Annotated in this window: 16 protein-coding genes; 6 read left to right on the plus strand and 10 right to left on the minus strand. The window is 67.5% G+C overall.

Translation table 11 applies throughout. The features are described from left to right. Positions 1-2,678: 2,678 nt before the first annotated feature. The 4 genes from gap to C7T91_RS14935 form a co-directional block, all read right to left on the minus strand. The gene (gap, locus tag C7T91_RS35850; protein WP_108259931.1) at positions 2,679-3,683 is read right to left on the minus strand and encodes a type I glyceraldehyde-3-phosphate dehydrogenase; all 1,005 of its coding nucleotides are present in this window, start codon (positions 3,681-3,683) and stop codon (positions 2,679-2,681) included. 315 nt (positions 3,684-3,998) lie between these two features. Next, positions 3,999-4,364, minus strand: a complete 366-nt coding sequence (grxD, locus tag C7T91_RS14925; RefSeq protein ID WP_108259932.1) for a Grx4 family monothiol glutaredoxin — start codon at positions 4,362-4,364, stop codon at positions 3,999-4,001. Next, the gene (locus C7T91_RS14930) at positions 4,361-4,654 is read right to left on the minus strand and encodes a hypothetical protein (RefSeq protein WP_108259933.1); all 294 of its coding nucleotides are present in this window, start codon (positions 4,652-4,654) and stop codon (positions 4,361-4,363) included. The genes grxD and C7T91_RS14930 overlap by 4 nt, the downstream gene beginning before the upstream one ends. Next, positions 4,651-4,893: a BolA/IbaG family iron-sulfur metabolism protein gene (locus tag C7T91_RS14935; RefSeq protein WP_108259934.1), complete on the minus strand. Its 243-nt coding sequence runs from the start codon at positions 4,891-4,893 to the stop codon at positions 4,651-4,653. The genes C7T91_RS14930 and C7T91_RS14935 overlap by 4 nt, the downstream gene beginning before the upstream one ends. A 194-nt stretch (positions 4,894-5,087) precedes the next feature. On the opposite strand from C7T91_RS14935, the gene C7T91_RS32615 reads away from it, so the two are divergent. After that, a complete protein-coding gene (locus C7T91_RS32615) occupies positions 5,088-5,234 on the plus strand; it encodes a hypothetical protein (RefSeq protein ID WP_161555921.1) in 147 nt (48 codons plus the stop codon). 138 nt (positions 5,235-5,372) lie between these two features. Here the strand turns inward: C7T91_RS32615 and purL are convergent, their stop codons facing one another. The 6 genes from purL to C7T91_RS14970 all read right to left on the minus strand — a co-directional run bounded on the left by purL (position 5,373) and on the right by C7T91_RS14970 (position 10,702). After that, positions 5,373-7,532: a phosphoribosylformylglycinamidine synthase subunit PurL gene (gene purL, locus C7T91_RS14945; RefSeq protein ID WP_108259936.1), complete on the minus strand. Its 2,160-nt coding sequence runs from the start codon at positions 7,530-7,532 to the stop codon at positions 5,373-5,375. 134 nt (positions 7,533-7,666) lie between these two features. Continuing rightward, positions 7,667-8,434: a hypothetical protein gene (locus tag C7T91_RS14950; protein WP_108259937.1), complete on the minus strand. Its 768-nt coding sequence runs from the start codon at positions 8,432-8,434 to the stop codon at positions 7,667-7,669. Between the two features lie 128 nt (positions 8,435-8,562). Beyond that, positions 8,563-9,033 (minus strand): host attachment family protein, encoded by a 471-nt coding sequence (locus tag C7T91_RS14955; protein WP_108259938.1) that lies wholly within the window; start codon positions 9,031-9,033, stop codon positions 8,563-8,565. Next, a complete protein-coding gene (locus tag C7T91_RS14960; RefSeq protein ID WP_236638250.1) occupies positions 9,009-9,395 on the minus strand; it encodes a DUF4112 domain-containing protein in 387 nt (128 codons plus the stop codon). The genes C7T91_RS14955 and C7T91_RS14960 overlap by 25 nt, the downstream gene beginning before the upstream one ends. Continuing rightward, complete coding sequence (locus C7T91_RS14965) at positions 9,382-9,540, minus strand: YqaE/Pmp3 family membrane protein (RefSeq protein ID WP_108259940.1); 159 nt, start codon at positions 9,538-9,540, stop codon at positions 9,382-9,384. The genes C7T91_RS14960 and C7T91_RS14965 overlap by 14 nt, the downstream gene beginning before the upstream one ends. A gap of 250 nt (positions 9,541-9,790) precedes the next feature. Next, a complete protein-coding gene (locus tag C7T91_RS14970) occupies positions 9,791-10,702 on the minus strand; it encodes a LysR family transcriptional regulator (protein ID WP_108259941.1) in 912 nt (303 codons plus the stop codon). Positions 10,703-10,851: 149 nt separating this feature from the next. On the opposite strand from C7T91_RS14970, the gene C7T91_RS14975 reads away from it, so the two are divergent. The 5 genes from C7T91_RS14975 to C7T91_RS14995 all read left to right on the plus strand — a co-directional run bounded on the left by C7T91_RS14975 (position 10,852) and on the right by C7T91_RS14995 (position 14,635). Continuing rightward, the gene (locus C7T91_RS14975) at positions 10,852-11,754 is read left to right on the plus strand and encodes a lysophospholipid acyltransferase family protein (RefSeq protein WP_108259942.1); all 903 of its coding nucleotides are present in this window, start codon (positions 10,852-10,854) and stop codon (positions 11,752-11,754) included. After that, on the plus strand, positions 11,754-12,575 hold the full coding sequence (locus tag C7T91_RS14980; RefSeq protein WP_108259943.1) for a glutamate racemase: 822 nt from the start codon (positions 11,754-11,756) through the stop codon (positions 12,573-12,575). The genes C7T91_RS14975 and C7T91_RS14980 overlap by 1 nt, the downstream gene beginning before the upstream one ends. A 23-nt stretch (positions 12,576-12,598) precedes the next feature. After that, a complete protein-coding gene (gene argC, locus C7T91_RS14985) occupies positions 12,599-13,627 on the plus strand; it encodes an N-acetyl-gamma-glutamyl-phosphate reductase (protein ID WP_108259944.1) in 1,029 nt (342 codons plus the stop codon). 46 nt (positions 13,628-13,673) lie between these two features. Further along, entirely contained in the window at positions 13,674-14,117 is a 444-nt protein-coding gene (ccmE, locus tag C7T91_RS14990) for a cytochrome c maturation protein CcmE (protein WP_201742125.1), read from the plus strand. 74 nt (positions 14,118-14,191) lie between these two features. Then, positions 14,192-14,635, plus strand: coding sequence for a hypothetical protein (locus C7T91_RS14995; RefSeq protein ID WP_108259946.1), 444 nt, complete (start codon positions 14,192-14,194; stop codon positions 14,633-14,635). The last annotated feature ends 369 nt before the right edge of the window (positions 14,636-15,004 follow it).

Raw genomic sequence — 15,004 nt, forward strand, 5'->3', positions numbered from 1 at the left:
CGCGACCTCGGGGGTCGGGGATTCCAACAAGACCGGCATCGCCGGATCGCTGGCCATCCATGTGGTCGAGACCGATGTCTCGGCCACTGTCGAGTCCGGGGCCGTGCTGGATCTGTCGGGCGGCAGCCTGACCATCACCGCGACCTCGGCGACCAAGGCCGAGACCACCGCCGAGCCGAACGAGGACGGGGTGACGGCCGAGAGCCTGGGGATCGGCGCCTCGGTGGCGCTTGCCTTCATCGACCACCAGACCGTGGCCGAGATCGGCGACACGGCGGCGATCAGCAATGGCGACGATCTGACCCTGACGGCATCCTCCACTTCCGAGATCATGACCAAGGCCGTGGGCGGCGCCAAGGCAGCCGAGGGCTCGGAATCCGCGACCGTGATCACGCCGGTGGTGGCGATCACCTTCCTGTTTTCGGACACCACCGCACGGATCGGCACCGGCAGCGCGCTGACCCTGGGCGGCGGGCTGTCGATGGAGGCGCTGCACGATGCGTCTTCCGACACCGATGCCGAGGGCGATGCGGAGGGCGGCTCGACCGCCTTCGGCGCGTCCTTCGCGATGAGCATCGACGAGCAGACCGCGACCGCGCGGCTCCTGCGCGACCTGACTGCTTCGGGCGGGGCGGCGGCTATTGCCGCCAAGGGCATCATGCGGACCCGCAGTTCCGCCAGCGCCGCGGCTTCGGGCGCGGAAGAGGAGGATACCGATCCCGCCGCGACCGAGGATGACGACGCGGTCGATCAGCAGTCGAATGCGCAGCTCGCCCATGCCAACGAACAGGCGGCATCGCGGACCGGCTCGGCCTCGGGCGAGACCGAGACCCCGAGCGCCAATACCTCGGACGGCTCGATGTCGGTCGCAGCGGCGATCACCGTCAACGTGCAGAATGCCGAGGTGCTGGCCGAACTTGGCGACGGCGTGACGGTCGCGGCGGACGGGCAGGCCTCGCTCCGGGCGCTGTCGAATGTCGACAGCCGCGCGGTTGCCGACGGCTCGGCCTCGCAGGGCCAGAGCGCCACGATCGGCGCGGCTGCGGCGGTGAATTCCTCGAACGTGACCACGCTGGCGCAGACGAACGGCGCCGATGTCACCGGCGACGGGGTGCTGGTCGAGGCCGGGATGGCCGAGAAGGAGCTCGACCTGTCGGTCGATACCCATGCCATCGTCGACCTGGACGAGAACACCATCTTCCTCGGCGACGATGCGTCGAAATTCTCGACCGGCGACGAGGTCACCTATTCGGCGGGCGGCGGCACGGCGATCGAGGACGGCTCCAATGCCTCGATCGAGGGCCAGGTCTGGGTCATCGTCAAGGAGGATGGCTACATCCAGCTGGCGACCAGCGAGGTCAATGCCAATGACGGCACGGCGATCGACCTGACCGGCGCGCCCCTGGGCAATGCGCACACCCTGACCAAGAGCGGCGAGGATCCGGTTACTTTCGACAGCGAGGGATCGCATTACACCCTGGCCTCGGACGATGCGGGCCGGCTGCGCACCGGCGATGCGCTGCGCTACGAAGACGGCGGCGGCACCGAGATCGGCGGGCTGACCTCCGGCACGGTCTATTACGCGGTCGTCGGCGACGACGGCGACCTGAAGCTGGCCGAGAGCCTCGGCAAGGCCGCGGACGGCAAGGCGATCACCATCACCGGCGATGGCGACGGCGCGCTGGTCGACGCGGTCGGACGGTCGGCGGCGGATGCCACCTCGGGCGCCTCGGACGGCGATATCGGCGTGGCGGGCGCGCTGGCGATCAATTCGCACAATGCCGATACCGATGCGCTGATCTCGGCAGGCAGCACCGTCGGCGCGGTCGAAGGCACCTCGGACGGCGAAGCCGGCAAGGGCGCGGTCGAGGTCAAGGCCGCCACGGCCGCCTTCGCCGCCACCAAGGCGGGCGCCAAGCAGGAAGCGGCCGGCAATGTCGGCGTGGGGGCGAGCTTTGCCTTGACCCTGGCCAATCACGACACGGCGGCCGCCTTCGATCCCGGGGCCGAGGTCTCCACGGTCGCGGCCTCGAAGGTCGGCGATCTGTCCATTGAGGCCGACAGCGAATACGGCATGCGCTCGGAGGCCGAAGGCGGCGCCGAGGGCGGCACTGCCGTCGCGCCGGTCGTGGCCATTTCGGTCGCCAACAACGACACCTCGGCCAGCGCCGAGGATGACGGCTCGGCCGTGCTCGACATCGACGGCGACCTCGGGATCCACGCCACCCATGTGGCGGAAACCGCGACCATCTCGAAAGGCGACGCGAAGGGCACGGATGCCGCGGTCGGTCTCGGGATCGGCTTCGGCTGGGCGGATGACGACGTCTCGGCCACGCTGACCCGCGACGTGACCTCGGGCGGCGGCGTCTCGGTCATCGCCGAGGGCGCGGGCGCCAGCACCACGCTCGCCGCGGCGGGCCTCCTCCTGGGCGGCGGCAGCGGCGGCGACGGCGCGGCCACGGCCGCGCTGGATCGGTGTCTGCGGGGTCATCGGTCATCCTCCTCCTCGGTTCCGATGCGGGCGGCTCGGCAGAGCCGCCTATCGGGAAAACGGTCGGCGCGGCGGCATGTTCCGTCACGACTTGGGAGGCGGGCAAAGAAAAAGGCCCCGACGCAGTGTCGGGGCCGGAACGCGCGTGTGGTCGGCGCGAGGTGCCTGGCTCGCGCCGGGCGGTGGTTCAGTGCAGCAGCCGGCCCATCGCGGCGGCGACATCGGCCATGCGGCAGGAGAAGCCCCATTCGTTGTCGTACCAGGCCAGCACGCGGACGGTGCGGCCGCCGACGACCTTGGTCTGCTCCGGCGCGAAGATCGAGGACTGCGTGGTGTGGTTGAAGTCGATCGAGACTTTCGGTTCGGGATCATAGCCCAGCACGGCGCGCATATGGCCTTCGGCAGCTTCGCGGACGACCTCGTTGACGTCGGCCACGGTCACGTCCCGGGCAGCCTCGAAGGTCAGGTCGACGCAGGAGACATTCGGGGTCGGCACGCGGATCGACGAACCGTCGAGCTTGCCTTCCAGCTCCGGCAGCACCTCTTTCAGCGCCTTTGCCGCGCCGGTGGAGGTCGGGATCATCGCCATCGCGGCGGAGCGCGCGCGGTAGAGATCGCTGTGGCGGCGGTCCAGCGTCGGCTGGTCGCCGGTATAGGAGTGGATCGTCGTCATGATGCCGCGCTCGATCCCGATGGCGTCGTTCAGCACCTTGGCGAGCGGGGCGAGGCAGTTGGTGGTGCAGGAGCCGTTCGACACCATCGTGTCGGTGGTCAGCAGGCTGCGATGGTTGACGCCGTAGACGATGGTCTTGTCGACATTCTTGGCGGGGGCGGAGAACAGCACCTTCTTCGCGCCCTGTTCGACATGGACGCGGCCCTTGTGGCCGTCATTGAACTTGCCGGTGCATTCCAGCACGACATCGACGCCGGTCCAGTCCAGTTCCTTCGGCTCGTAGGTCGAGAACACCTGGATCGGGCCGCGGCCCATGTCCAGCGTGTTGCCCTCGACCTTGACGGTCCCGCCGAAGCGGCCGTGGATGGAGTCGTATTTCAGGAGATGCGCATTGGTCTCGATCGGCCCGGTGGCGTTGATCTTGACGACCTCGACGTCGTTGCGGCCGCTTTCGGCGATATGGGCGAGCGTGCAGCGGCCGATGCGGCCGAAACCGTTGATGCCGACGGTGATCGTCATGGGACAGTCTCCTGAAGGGGGCTGCGAGGCGGGGAGGCGCGCCGAGCCGGTGCTGAACTGGCCCCCGTATACCTGCGCGTACCCAAGCAAAAAAGAGAAAAATCCAGCCTATAGAATGTGTTAGCGGTAAACGTGACGTGTTAGCGCGACCGTTTGCGGTAACGGTTCTGCATTGCGGCGGAAGCTTCGGGAAAATGTCGCCCGCGCCGCGAATCCGGTAGCGGTAGCAGGGGCCGGATGCTGCCGGGGCAGGGCTCCGGCCGGGATGCGGGCCGGAGGAGGGCCGGGGCAAGCTGGCTGCCCCGGCGCGCGGGATCAGGCGTTGGCGGCCCGGATTTTCTCGGCGGCGTCCTTCGAGAAGGCCACGCCTTCCTTTTCGAACAGCGCGTCGAGCTCGCCCGACAGGGTCATCTCGGTGATGATGTCGCAGCCGCCGACGAACTCGCCCTTGACGTAGAGCTGCGGGATGGTCGGCCAGTCGGAGAAATCCTTGATCCCCTGGCGGATTTCGGCGTCTTCGAGGACGTTCACGTCCATGAACTCGACGCCCATGAAGTTCAGCACGCCCGCGACGCGGCTGGAGAAGCCGCATTGCGGCATCATCTTGGTGCCCTTCATGAAAAGGACCACTTCGTTCGTGGTCACGGTGTCCTTGATCTGCTCTTCCACGGTGGTGGTCATGCGTTGTCTCCTTGGTCTCTGTCAGGCGCCCGTCTATCGGTTGCGATCCCAGCACGGAAGGTGCCAAGACGCGTCCGCTGCGCGCCGATCTGGTCGTTCTGTCTCAGAAGCCTCCGGTACCCGTCGAGGTCGGTTGCTTCCATGCCCAGTTCCGGGGAGCGGTCCCGGTCCGGGACGGGGCGGTGCGCCGCAAGGGGGCGGCGGCGGCCGCGCTTGATCCAGGCCTCTGCCAGGGCCGCGGCGGCGATGGCCGCGGCGATCCCGGCAAGGACCCAGAGCAGCGGTGTCACTCCGGCGCCTTGGTGGTCAGCGCCAGCGCGTGCAGCTCGCCCGCGGACCCGTCCATCTTGCCCTTCAGCGCGGCATAGACCGAGCGCTGCTGCTGGACGCGGTTCAGCCCGCGGAAGCTTTCGTCGATGATCTCGGCGGCGTAGTGGTTTCCGTCGCCGGCCATGTCCATGATGGTGATCTTGGCATTGGGAAAGCTCTCGCGCAGGAGAGTCTCGATTTCCTCGGCTTGCATCGGCATGGGATATTCCTTTGTTTCAGTCGAAATCTAAGGGCGCCCGCAGGCCCCCGCAAGGCGGATCTGCGCGCAGGCACTGGCAGAGTCCCCGACGCCGGTTCCGTCTGCGCCCGTGTTGACTTTGGGTAAGGAATTAGGCAGGGGCTTGACGGCAGATTTTGTCGTGTTCGGTGCTCTTCCGCGCTGCAGCAGCCGTCATGCCAGCCACCACTGCCGCAGACGGGCAAGGGATCGGCATGATCTTCGAGCGCTTCGCCGCGGAGGAGGCGCTGATCCTCGCCAGGGCCAACCTGCCGTCCGGACAGAGCGGCGCGCAGCTGGGCAGGGGGCGATGGCAGCCATGACCGTGAAACGCGGTTCGATCTGGGCTTCGCCGCCAGCTTCGGCGTTCGGGAGGCGACCGGGGCAGCGGTGCCGCTGCCGCCGGGGGTCGTTCCGGAGGCCGGAGCGCTGGCCCTGTCGGGGGCGCTCCGGCGGAAGGCTCAGCCGACCGTGGCGATGAAGGCGCCGCGGTAGGTGTCCACCAGCTCGGAGAGCGGGGCGGAGGCGCCGCCGAGGCTCACGGTCTCGCCGCCGAACTTGCCGACGACCGCGACCGGGATGCCCTTGCCGCCCGCCAGGACCAGCAGTTCCTCGGCCTCGTCGAAGCCGCAGGCCAGCAGGTAGCGCGCCTGGTCCTCGCCGAAGAGCTCGCCCGCATCGGCGCTCTCGATCTCGACACCCATGCCGCCGGCCGCTGCCATCTCGAAGGCGGCGAGTGCGAGGCCGCCATCGCCCAGATCGGTCGCGGCATGCACCAGCTTGCGGTTGTTGCGCAGGAAGACGCCGTGCTTGCGCTCGGCCTTCAGGTCGACCGAGGGCGCGTCGCCTTCCTCGATGCCGAAAAGCTCGGCGAGGACGGCGGACTGGCCCAGATGGCTGCCCGGGTTGCCCAGCAGGACGGCAAGGTCGCCCTCTTCCGGCGCGGCGCCGATCAGGTTCCTGGCGTTCTTGAGCAGGCCCACCGCGCCGATGGTCGGGGTCGGCAGGATGCCCTGGCCGTCGGTCTCGTTGTAGAGCGAGACGTTGCCCGAGACGATCGGCATGTCGAGCGCCGCGCAGGCCTCGCCGATGCCTTTCAGCGCGCCGACGAACTGGCCCATGATCTCGGGCTTCTCGGGGTTGCCGAAGTTGAGGTTGTCGGTCGTGGCCAGCGGCTTGGCGCCTGCGGCGGTCAGGTTGCGGTAGGCTTCGGCCACCGCCTGCTTGCCGCCCTCATAGGGGTTCGCCTTGACGTAGCGCGGGGTCACGTCGGAGGTGAAGACCAGCGCCTTCTGGGTGCCGTGCACGCGGACCGCGCCGCCGCCGAGCCCCGGACGGCGCACGGTGTCGGCCATGACCATGTGGTCGTACTGCTCGTAGACCCAGGCCTTGGAGGCGTAGTTCGGCGAGCCGACCAGCGCCTTGAGGCCGTCGATCGGGCCGATCGCGGGAACCTCGCCCAGCGGGGCCGCGGGCGGGGTCTCGACCCAGGGGCGGTCGTATTCCGGCGCTTCGGAGGACAGCTTCGACAGCGGCAGGTCCGCCTTGATCTCGCCGCCATGGACGATGACGAAGCGGTCCTCGGGGATGGTCTCGCCGACGATGGCGAAGTCGAGTTCCCACTTGTCGAAGACCGCCTTGGCGACGTCCTCCTTCTCGGGGTTCAGCACCATCAGCATCCGCTCCTGGGATTCCGACAGCATCATCTCGTAGGCGCTCATCTGCTCTTCGCGGACCGGCACCTTGTCGAGGTCGAGCCGGATGCCGAGCTTGCCCTTGTCGCCCATTTCCACGGCCGAGCAGGTCAGGCCCGCCGCGCCCATGTCCTGGATCGAGATCACCGCGCCGGTCTGCATCAGCTCGAGGCAGGCTTCCATCAGGCGCTTCTCGGTGAAGGGGTCGCCGACCTGGACGGTGGGGCGCTTCTCCTCGATCGTGTCGTCGAATTCGGCCGAGGCCATGGTCGCGCCGCCGACGCCGTCGCGCCCGGTCTTCGCGCCGAGATAGACGACCGGCATGCCGACGCCCGAGGCGGCGGAGTAAAAGATCTTGTCGGCATCGGCGAGGCCGGCCGCGAAGGCGTTCACCAGGCAGTTGCCGTTATAGGCGGAATGGAACCGCACTTCGCCGCCGACGGTGGGGACGCCGAAGCAGTTGCCGTAGCCGCCGATGCCCTCGACCACGCCATGCACCAGCTGGCGGGTCTTCGGATGCGAGGTCTCGCCGAAGCTCAGCGCGTTCATCGCCGCGATCGGGCGGGCACCCATGGTGAAGACGTCGCGCAGGATGCCGCCGACGCCGGTCGCCGCGCCCTGGTAGGGCTCGATATAGGACGGGTGGTTGTGGCTCTCCATCTTGAAGACCACGGCCTGTCCGTCGCCGATATCGACGACGCCGGCATTCTCGCCCGGGCCGCAGATTACCTGCTCGCCGGTGGTCGGCAGCGTGCGCAGCCATTTCTTCGAGGATTTGTACGAGCAGTGCTCGTTCCACATGGCCGAGAAGATGCCGAGCTCGGTGAAGGTCGGGACACGCCCGATGATCTCCAGCAGACGTTCGTATTCGTCGGGCTTCAGGCCGTGGGCGGCGATCAGGTCTTCGGTGATCTCGGGCTCGGTCATGGCACCATCCGTAGGTTGCTTTGCGCCTGCCCTTAGCGATGTTGATGCGGGAATTGAAGGCCTGCGCGCGCGCTATCGCGCCGAATGGCGCATATTCGGTGTTCCGGAGGTCTCCGGGCGGCCCCGAACCGGCTTCAGCCGGAGGCGCAGCGGGGCGCGGGCAGCGCGACCTTGCCATGGGCGCCGGGCACGAGGTCGTTGAGCAGGTGATAGTGCCTTTCGGAAATCAGGCTGCGTCCCTGCAGCACCTCGAGCGCATAGGCGCCGAAGGCGCGGCCGCTGTCGGTCAGGTCGCGGTCCCGGTCGGCGAGCTTCAGCTGCATGCGGACCAGTTCCATCGCGCGGCGGGCCTCGCGGTCGTCCTGTCCGCGGTCCCGGGATTTCGGCAGCATGTAGTAGAAGATGGCGACATAGGCGAAGAGCTCGACGCGGTTGCGCACGACGATCTGGCGGAGCCAGTATTCGAACAGCATGTCCTCGACGAAACGTTCGGTGCTGCCCGCGCGGCCGAGTTCGCGCAGGTAGCGGCGCTTCACGGCGTCGACGCGGATAACGAAGTTCACGTATTTGTCGATCTTGTCGAGCGTGTCGTAATCCTCTTCGGTCATCTCGGAATGGGCTTGGAAGCGGCGCGCCAGAACCGGCCGGACCCGGTCATAGACCTTGTCGACCAGCATCATCTTGCGGACTTCGCCAAGCGCCGGATCCTTCCAGAATTCGTCGTGCATGGCGGCGTATTGCGCGTTCAGCTCGTCGCGCTGCTTCGAGCGGTTGAAGGCGCCGAGCTTGCCGCTGGCATAGAGCGTCGCAAGGGCGAGGATGATGTGCCCGACATAGGGCTGGACGGCGGGCCAGGCTGCGCGGCCCATCGCCCAGATGTCGGGCAGTTCCGATGCCGTCATGGCAGATGGCCTCCCGTGAAAATACCGCGGAAGGCTGACATGCTGCAGGCATGGCGCAAATGCGGGTAAATCCGCATTGAATTTCCGGAGAGGCGGGGGCGGGAGGCCAGGGCCTCCCGCGGGTCGCGTCAGGCCGTGGCGGCCATTTCGCGCGAGACGATGCGTTCGATCTCGTCGAGCGGCACGTTGGTCACGACCTTCGGGATGTCGAGGACAAGCCGCCCGGTCACCGCCTGGTGCAGCTCCTTGCGCAGCGTCGCCAGAACAGGGCGGCTGGCGAGGATCACCAGCCTGTCGAACCGGCCGCGATGCGCCGCCTTGTAGAGCATCTCCGCCAGATCGGCAGCGAAGCGTTCCTTCTCGAGCTGGTGCCAGTCGGTCTCCTCGACGGCAGACCGCTGCGGCGAGGGGCCGTCATTGAACCGGCCCGCGCGGTCGGTCTTCCAGTCCTGCGCCTGCGGGTTCTCCTGCTCCTCCTTCGAGATGACGGCCAGGTTCATGTCCAGCTCGTCGCCGATATTGCGCAGGAACAGCGCCTTCTCGCCATCGGCCACCAGCACCCAGGTGCCGGTCTTCAGTCCGGAATTGCGCTCGGCCATGATAGGTCCTCCTTCTTCTTCGATGTCCGGGCCAGCTCCCTGCGCAGCAGCGCGGCGTTCCGGCGGTTCGCCTTGAACATCACGTCGAAGACGTCGCCGACCACGGGAACGGAGCCCAGGACGGTGTCGAGGCCGATATTCAGCCCCATGCGTGCAAGCACCCGCCTGCGTGCGCCGAGGCGCCAGGCCTCGTGCATGATGTAGAGCGAGGGCAGGGCAGAGGCGGCGTCGCCGAGCACGGGCACCAGCCCGGCCACGGCATCCCAGCCGAAGCGGATGCCGAACATCTGGAACCGCGCGTCCATCAGGCCGGCGATCCGCTCGACCCGCGCCAGCCGCTCTGCCAGCTCAGCGTTTCGCAATGATCCACACCGCATGGACGATGCCCGGGATGTAGCCGAGAAGCGTCAGCAGGATGTTGATCCAGAACGGCCATCTCAGCCCGACCTGAAGCGCCACGCCCACGGGCGGCAGCAGGATGGCGACAAGTATTCGCAGGAAATCCATGGGGTTGCCCGCCTTTCGCAGTTGGTTGCGTCTGGCAGATCAACGTGGCCGGGGCGGGGGAAGTTCCCTGTGCCGCGGCGCTGCATTTTTCGGAGGGCCGAAAAAAAAAGTGGCCGAGACAAAGCTCGGCCAAAGTCCAACAGGGAGGTAGAAGAAGGCCAAAACCTTCATCTGCAGCCCACTTAATTGGCTTGCTGATGCAGTTCAAGGTTAAATTTTCCGCAGAAGCGAAAAATGCGCCTCGAATTGCCTATTCGCTCGCACCTGCAGAAATCTGCGCGTTGCGCCGGTAGATCGCGATCTCGTCCATCACGAAGTCGCGGAAGGCGGCGATCCGCTTCGACTGGCGCAGTTCCTCGGGATAGGCGAGGTAGACGGGCACCTCGCCGCTGTCGACATCCGGCAGCACGCGCACGAGGTTGCCGGTGTCATGCGCCACGTAATGCGGCAGCACGCCGATCCCCAGATGGTTCCGCACGCCCTGCAGCACCCCGAAATAGTTGTTCACGGTCAGCAGCGACGGCATGTCCTCGGCCATCAGCGCCTGCACCATCCGGAGCCCCGCCATCACCTGGAAGCTGGTGGCGTTCTGGCAGATCAGCCGGTGGTTGCGCATGTCGGCGCGGGTCTGCGGCGTGCCGAACTCCGCCAGGTATTCCGGCGTCGCATAGAGCCGCATGTGCACCGCCATCAGCCGCTTGCGAATCAGGTCGGCCTGCGACGGCTCCTTCATGCGGATCGCGACATCGGCCTCGCGCATCGGCAGGTCGAGCACCCGTTCCTCCAGCATCAGGTCGATCTTGAGGTCGGGGTACTTCTTGTAGAGCGCGGGCAGGCGCGGCACCAGCCAGAGCGAGCCGAAGCCCGTCGTGGTGGTCACGCGCAGCTCGCCGAAAACCTCTTCCTCGCTGTCGCGGATCCGGGCGGCCGCAGCGTCGAGCCGCTTGACCATGGCCGAGGTCGCGTCGAACAGAAGCTCGCCCTGCTCGGTCAGGATCAGGCCGCGGGCGTGGCGGTGGAACAGCGTGGTGTTGAGCGATGTCTCCAGCGCCCGTATCTGGCGGGAGACCGCCGATTGCGAAAGATGCAGGTGTTCGCCCGCGTGGGTGAGGCTCCCCGCGTCCGCAACTGCGTGGAAAATCCGTAACTTGTCCCAGTCCATGACCATGCCTGTGTTGAGTGTGCCAAAACTGGCACGTGCAGCCGAGGATTGCAATTATGAGAAATCAGCTTTGCACCCTTGGTATGGCCCCCTTGCCGCATCGGGCGTGTCGCTGATACTTGCGCGCGACCCGCAGGAACGGAGGAGCCATGGGCCGCATCAGCCGCGAGGACCGCAGCCGCCAGCGGGACATAGCCCGGGACATCAGCTATGCAAGCTCGGCCGGATCGCCCGGCGGCCGGGCGCTGATCCGCGCCATGGAGAATGCGACCGGCAGGATCAAGCTGATCCGGCGGGCCGAGGGCTACGAGCGCGATGTCGCCGCCGGGCGCGATTTCTGGGAGGTCATGGCCGAGCGTTACGGGCTGTCGCTGCGCCTCCTTGCCGGATCGCTGGAGAACATTCCGCGCGAGGGGCCGGTGGTGGTGATCGCCAACCATCCCTTCGGCATCCTCGACGGCCTGATGATGGGGCTGATCCTGCGCCGCGCCCGCGGCGATTTCCGCATCCTCGCCAACCAGGTGTTCCGCCGCGCCGAAGATCTGGAGAAGGTCGTCCTGCCGGTCGCCTTCGACGGCACGAAGGCGGCGGTGCAGCAGAATCTCGAGACCCGCCGCGCGGCGCTCGGCTATCTGGGGCAGGGCGGCGCGATGGGCGTCTTCCCGGGCGGCACGGTCTCGACCGCGCTCAGGCCGTTCTCGCAGCCGATGGATCCGGGCTGGCGCAGCTTCACCGCGCGGATGATCGCCCGCTCCGGCGCCACGGTCGTGCCGGTGTTCTTTGCCGGGCACAATTCGAGGGTCTTCCAGCTGGCCAGCCACCTGCACCAGAACCTGCGGCTGGGGCTCCTGATCAAGGAATTCGGGGCGCGGGTGAACCGTCCGGTCGACGTGGTGATCGGCGATCCGCTGCCGCGGGAAATGATGGCGCCTTATCTGGGAGATGCGCGGGCAATGATGGACTTTCTGCGCGAACAGACGTATCGCCTGTCGCCAGTGCCCGTGCGATCCATGGGCTACGGGTTCGAATTCGAGGAAAAGCACCGGAACTGATGGCTGTCGGCATTTTCGACTCAGGCCTGGGCGGGCTTACCGTCCTTGACGCGGTGTCCCGGCGCTTGCCGGACGTCCCCTTCGTCTATTTCGGCGACAACGCCCACGCGCCCTATGGCGTGCGCGACGCCGAGGACATCTACAACCTGACCACAAGCGCGGTGACGCGGCTGTGGGAGGCGGGCTGCGATCTGGTGATCCTGGCCTGCAACACCGCCTCTGCGGCGGCGCTGAAGCGGATGCAGGAAACCTGGATCCCGGCGGACAAGCGGGTGCTCGGCGTCTTCGTGCCGCTGATCGAGGCGCTGACCGAGCGGCAATGGGGCGACAATTCCCCGCCGCGCGAGGTCTCGGTCAAGCATGTCGCGCTGTTCGCGACGCCCGCCACGGTGTCGAGCCGCGCCTTCCAGCGCGAGCTCGCGTTCCGCGCGATCGGCGTCGATGTCGAGGCCCAGCCCTGCGGCGGCCTGGTCGATGCGCTCGAGGCCGGGGACGAGATCCTCGCCGAGGCGCTGGTGCGCAGCCATGTCGAGGCGCTCAAGCGGCGGATGCCGCATCCCGAAGCCGCGATCCTCGGCTGCACCCATTACCCGCTGATGGAGGGCGTCTTCCAGGAGGCGCTGGGGCCGCAGGTCAAGGTCTATTCCCAGGCCAACCTGGTGGCCTCGAGCCTCGAGGACTATCTCAAGCGGCATCCCGACATGTACGGGGCAGGCACCGAGACCCGGTTCCTGACCACCGGCGACGCGCGCGCCGTGTCGAACAAGGCGACCCAGATCCTCCGACGCAGGGTCGTCTTCGAACACGTCGACCATATCTAAGATTTGCTCCGCAAGGACCTGACATGACCAAGAAAATCGCAGTTCTGGGCGCTTCCGGCTATACCGGGGCCGAGCTTGTCCGGCTGATCGCCACCCATCCGTCCTTCGAGATCGCCGCGCTGACCGCGGACCGCAAGGCCGGGCAGGCGATGGGCGAGGTCTTCCCGCATCTGCGCCATCTCGACCTGCCCGCGCTGACCAAGATCGACGAGGTCGATTTCTCGGCGATCGACCTGGTGTTCTGCGCCCTGCCGCACAAGACCTCGCAGGCGGTGATTTCGGCACTGCCGCGCGACGTGAAGATCGTCGATCTCTCGGCGGATTTCCGGCTGCGCGATCCGGCGGAATACGAGAAATGGTACGGCAACGCGCATGCCGCGCTCGATCTGCAGGGCGAGGCGGTCTACGGCCTGACCGAGTTCTACCGCGACGACATCCGCGGCGCGCGCCTGGTGGCGGGCACCGGCTGCAACGCCGCGACCGGCCAGTTCGGCCTGGTGCCGCTGATCCGCGCGGGCGTGATCGATCTCGACTACATCATCATCGACCTCGTCACCGGCGTCTCGGGCGCTGGCCGGTCGCTGAAGGAAAACCTGCTCCATGCCGAGCTGAGCGAAGGCGCGCACCCCTATGCGGCCGGCGGCACCCACCGCCATCTGGGCGAGTTCGACCAGGAATTCGCGAAATGGGCAGGCCGTCCGGTCAAGGTGCAGTTCACTCCGCACCTGATCCCGGCCAACCGCGGCATCCTGGCGACGATCTATGTCCATGGCGAGGCGCAGGCGATCCATGACGCCTTCGCCGCGGCCTATGCCGACGAGCCGTTCCTCGTCGTGCTGCCGATCGGCGAGGTCGCCTCGACCCGGTCGGTGCGCGGCTCGAACTTCGTCCATGTCGGCGTGACCGCCGACCGGATCGAAGGTCGCGCGATCGTGACCGTCAGCCTCGACAACCTGACCAAGGGCTCTTCCGGCCAGGCGCTGCAGAATGCTAACCTCATGCTCGGCGAAGCGGAGACGGCCGGGCTGATGCTGGCGCCGGTCTTCCCCTGAGCCGGGGATATTCCGCGAACCGGTCTGGGAGGGCGTCATGGCGGGCATGAAGGGTCTGAAGAAGAAGCGCCGCGTGCAGATCATCGTGGTCGCGGCGGTCGCGCTGGCCGTCTCGACCGGGCTGATCGGCTATGCGATGCGCGACGGCATCAACTTCTTCCGCGCGCCGAGCCAGGTGCTGGCCGAACCGCCGCGCCCGACCGAGGTGTTCCGCATCGGCGGGCTGGTCGAGGATGGCAGCCTGGTGCGCGGCCAGGGCGAAACGATCTCGTTCCGGGTCACCGATGGCGGCGGATCGGTGCCGGTCGCCTATACCGGCGTGCTGCCGGATCTCTTCGGCGAGGGCCAGGGCATGGTCGGCACCGGCCGCTATGTCGACGGCGTCTTCCAGGCGACCGAGATCCTCGCCAAGCATGACGAGACCTACATGCCCAAAGAGGTCATCGACGCGCTCAAGGAACAGGGCGTCTACGAGGCCCCCGGAAGCTGACGCCGCGTTTCCGGCAGGAACCCTGCCGGAGACCTTCCCGTTGTCCTAGCGAACCTGCAAAGGAGGCAAGGACAATGGACAAGCAAGCTTTGCGCGACCGCATGATGGCGCTCGAGACGGCCGAGCTCGAGGACGACCAGGGCTTCTTCGCGGATTTCGTCGCGGGCAGCGAGCTCGACGAAGAGACGCCGTCCGACCATGACGAAGAGGGCCGCGCCGAACAGGCCGCGGACATGGTCGCCGCGCTCGAAAACCCGATCGCCGCGCACCAAGCCAAGATCGAGCGGCTGCGGGACATCGATTTCGGCCCCAAGGACACGGTCGAGGAAGGCGCCGCCGTGCTGGTCGATGGCCGCTGGCTGGTCGTTGCCGTGGCGACGACGGAATTCGATTTCGGCGGCGATCCCTGCATGGGCATCTCGGCCACGGCGCCGGTCTTCGAGCAGATGCAGGGTCTGGCGCGCGGCGACCGGTTCCGCATGGGCGGCCGCGAGCGCAGGATCGAAGCCGTCGCCTGACATGGCGGGGCGGTGCCCGGGCGGGCGGCCGCTCCCGTCCGGGATGTCCATGTCCCGGCGCAGGGCCGCGATCCGGCACATGCGCCTGGGCGCGACGATGCCGGACCCGCCGGACAGCCCGCGCGCCGGCTGTCCGCTGCCGGATCACGGGGCACCCGGCACGATGCAGGGTCAGCAGCCCCCGGCTTTCCCTGGCTTTCCAGGTACTTGACCTGGACAAAGCGCGTTCTGCGCCGTTGGACGATCCCCCGGATCGTTCAATCCGCCAGCGCGGACCGGCTTGAACCGGGCCGTCCGGCCGCCGCGCAGATCGCCTCCGCGCCGGCGGCATCGGTCCTGGTCCGCTTCGCATGGGGCTTTGCGCCTTGG

Source organism: Mangrovicoccus ximenensis (assembly GCF_003056725.1).
Taxonomy (GTDB): Bacteria; Pseudomonadota; Alphaproteobacteria; order Rhodobacterales; family Rhodobacteraceae; genus Mangrovicoccus; species Mangrovicoccus ximenensis.

What these genes read in the sequence shown, in the direction of transcription:
- C7T91_RS14995 (WP_108259946.1), top strand. Translation starts at nt 14,192, where the DNA reads ATGGACAAGCAAGCTTTGCGCGACCGCATGATGGCGCTCGAGACGGCC.
- purL (WP_108259936.1), bottom strand. Translation starts at nt 7,532, where the DNA reads ATGACCGAGCCCGAGATCACCGAAGACCTGATCGCCGCCCACGGCCTG.
- C7T91_RS14970 (WP_108259941.1), bottom strand. Translation starts at nt 10,702, where the DNA reads ATGGACTGGGACAAGTTACGGATTTTCCACGCAGTTGCGGACGCGGGG.
- gap (WP_108259931.1), bottom strand. Translation starts at nt 3,683, where the DNA reads ATGACGATCACCGTCGGCATCAACGGTTTCGGCCGCATCGGCCGCTGC.
- ccmE (WP_201742125.1), top strand. Translation starts at nt 13,674, where the DNA reads ATGAAGGGTCTGAAGAAGAAGCGCCGCGTGCAGATCATCGTGGTCGCG.
- C7T91_RS14980 (WP_108259943.1), top strand. Translation starts at nt 11,754, where the DNA reads ATGGCTGTCGGCATTTTCGACTCAGGCCTGGGCGGGCTTACCGTCCTT.
- grxD (WP_108259932.1), bottom strand. Translation starts at nt 4,364, where the DNA reads ATGACCACCACCGTGGAAGAGCAGATCAAGGACACCGTGACCACGAAC.
- C7T91_RS14950 (WP_108259937.1), bottom strand. Translation starts at nt 8,434, where the DNA reads ATGACGGCATCGGAACTGCCCGACATCTGGGCGATGGGCCGCGCAGCC.
- C7T91_RS14935 (WP_108259934.1), bottom strand. Translation starts at nt 4,893, where the DNA reads ATGCCGATGCAAGCCGAGGAAATCGAGACTCTCCTGCGCGAGAGCTTT.
- C7T91_RS32615 (WP_161555921.1), top strand. Translation starts at nt 5,088, where the DNA reads ATGCCAGCCACCACTGCCGCAGACGGGCAAGGGATCGGCATGATCTTC.
- C7T91_RS14975 (WP_108259942.1), top strand. Translation starts at nt 10,852, where the DNA reads ATGGGCCGCATCAGCCGCGAGGACCGCAGCCGCCAGCGGGACATAGCC.
- C7T91_RS14965 (WP_108259940.1), bottom strand. Translation starts at nt 9,540, where the DNA reads ATGGATTTCCTGCGAATACTTGTCGCCATCCTGCTGCCGCCCGTGGGC.
- argC (WP_108259944.1), top strand. Translation starts at nt 12,599, where the DNA reads ATGACCAAGAAAATCGCAGTTCTGGGCGCTTCCGGCTATACCGGGGCC.
- C7T91_RS14955 (WP_108259938.1), bottom strand. Translation starts at nt 9,033, where the DNA reads ATGGCCGAGCGCAATTCCGGACTGAAGACCGGCACCTGGGTGCTGGTG.